2 protein-coding genes are annotated in these 2,119 nt (G+C 76.2%); one reads left to right on the top strand and one right to left on the bottom strand.

All coding sequences use genetic code 11. From position 1 onward, the window contains the following. The first annotated feature begins 49 nt into the window (after positions 1-49). Positions 50-655: a suppressor of fused domain protein gene (locus tag ACFQBR_RS33535; protein WP_330160108.1), complete on the top strand. Its 606-nt coding sequence runs from the start codon at positions 50-52 to the stop codon at positions 653-655. A gap of 70 nt (positions 656-725) precedes the next feature. On the opposite strand, the gene ACFQBR_RS33530 is transcribed toward ACFQBR_RS33535, so the two are convergent. Further along, complete coding sequence (locus ACFQBR_RS33530) at positions 726-1,760, bottom strand: hypothetical protein (protein WP_344182887.1); 1,035 nt, start codon at positions 1,758-1,760, stop codon at positions 726-728. Positions 1,761-2,119: the final 359 nt, after the last annotated feature.

The following is a 2,119-nucleotide window of genomic DNA, read 5'->3' as shown; positions in this document are numbered from 1 at the left end:
GCCGCCGGAGCCGGCCGCCGCCACCACCGACCTGGAGAGCGACGACGCGATGCTGGAGATGCTGCCCGGACTCGTCCGGATCTACGAGGAGTGGGCGGAGCGGTACCCCGACGTACAGCCGCTGACCGTCCAGTTCGCGGCGGACGGGAAGTCGGGGGGAGGGCTCGACGGCGTGCTCGCCTACCCCCTGGACGGCCACTGGCTCCTGGTCACCTTCGGCCTGACCGAACTCGGGGAGAAGACCAGCGAGGAGGCCCGGGTCTCCGGCTCGGGCTTCGAGTTCACCTGCAGGGTCCCGCGCGAGGACGGCGACGAGGCCGTGCCCTCCTGGGTCCTGCGCGTCCTCCACGCCCTGGCCGACCGCTTCCTCGCGGGCATCGACCTGGACGTGGGCCACTGGATCGTCACCCCGTCCCCGCTCGGCGGGGAGCCGGCCAACGGCGACATGACGTCCCTCGTCATCGTCCCGGACGTCGAGATCCGCGCCATCGACACCCCGAACGGGATCGTCCTCTTCTTCCAGCTCGTCGGGTTGAAGGCCGAGGAGGGGGCCGCCGTCCAGGAGGCCGGGACGGCCGCCCCGCTCGTCGCGCTCCTGCGCGACCGGGACCCGAAGATGCTCACCGACCCGTCCCGGGACGCCGTCCGGCTCTGACCCGCGGCCGCGGCCGGCCCGGCGCGTCCGGCGCCCGCGGAGGCGGGGACGCACCGGGACCGGGAACCGGTCAGCAGTCGCCGCGGTCGGCGGTGGTGTCGCAGACGCCCGCGCCGTCCGCCCAGGTGAGGCCGCCCCGGGCGTTCGCGCCGAACGGCCGGGTGACGGTCACGTGCGTGCCCGCCCCGGAGTCCTCCGCCAGCCAGCTGCGGACCTCCCGGGTGACGCCCCCGGCCTCGCTCCGGAACACGTAGAAGGGGTGGGGCACGGGGGACCGCCCGCTGCCGGGCCGGGTCCACCAGTTCCCGCCCTCCGCGGCGGCGGTGTCCACGAACAGGCAGTCGTGGCCGACGCCCTCGAAGTCGCAGGTGCGGGGCTCGGCGCCGCCGAGCCGTCCCACGCCCGCGTCCGGCGTCACGCCGCTGTTGTACGCGCGCCAGTAGACGTTGTCGCACGAGCCGTCCGCGCAGGCGTTCCAGTCGCGCCACGCGGTGGCGCGGGCGGCGGGCGCGGTCGAGCCCCTGTTGATCGCGGCGCAGTACCGGTCGACGATGTACGGGGCGACGAACCCGGCGACCCACGCGGTGTCGATCGCCTCGCCCGCGGTGTTGTGCGCGCCGAGCCCGGCCGAGTCCATCTGCCACAGGCCGACGCCGGGGTTGAAGAACAGCCCGTCGCGGCGGGCCGGGTCGTACAGGGTGTCCTGGTTGTCGTACCGGGACAGCGTCATGGGGGAGGGGGCGCCGGGTGAGCCCGCCCCGACCTCCGGCCAGACCGGGGCCAGGGTCATGGCGGTGGCCTCCTGCGGGGTGATCGCGCACGAGGCGTCCGCCGAGGCCGTGCCCGCGGCGGTCCTGACGTCCTGGAGGGGCTGGGCGCCGAAGACCAGCGGTCCGGGGTTCACCGGCGAGTTGGCCAGCTTGAGGTCGATGACCTCCTGCTCCTCGGCGGTGACGGGGCGGTCGGCGCCGGGGTCCGCGCCGGAGGCGAGGGCGGACTGGGGAAGGGCGGCCACCAGTGCGGCCGAGGCCAGCACGGCGATCAGCCGTCCGGCGGGTCGCGCGCGGAACCGGGGCCGGGCGCGGCCGGCGGGGGTCGTTCTCATGTCTGTGCACCTCTCGCGAGCGGGGGGAGGGGGCGGGGGTGGGCCGCGTCCCCGGGGGCCGCGCTTGCGCGACCGTGCACCCGGGGCTGCGGCGGTATCCTTCGCGGCTCAGGGCGAAAGTGGAAGGAAAACTACATTCCCCGCAGCCGCCCCACAACCCCCGCAACGGCGGGGGACCCCGCCGGGATCCTCCGGCGCCGCGCGGAAGGGCCGCCGCCCCCCGGGGGGTGTCCCCGGGAGGCGGCGGCCCTTCCGCGCAGAGGGGCCGGTCGCCCGACCGACCGCCGCGCTACCCCTCGCGGCCGCGGTCGATGGCGGCGCCGATCTCGCCGACCCGGTCGGCGAGCAGCCCCATCGCG

This window comes from Nocardiopsis tropica, assembly GCF_042660575.1.
Classification (GTDB): Bacteria; Actinomycetota; Actinomycetes; order Streptosporangiales; family Streptosporangiaceae; genus Nocardiopsis; species Nocardiopsis tropica.
This window is presented reverse-complemented; position numbering and strand designations above follow the sequence as displayed.

Bases quoted from the DNA above. Each gene is read 5' to 3' on its own strand.
- ACFQBR_RS33535 (WP_330160108.1), top strand. From the start codon at position 50: ATGCTGGAGATGCTGCCCGGACTCGTCCGGATCTACGAGGAGTGGGCG.
- ACFQBR_RS33530 (WP_344182887.1), bottom strand. From the start codon at position 1,760: ATGAGAACGACCCCCGCCGGCCGCGCCCGGCCCCGGTTCCGCGCGCGA.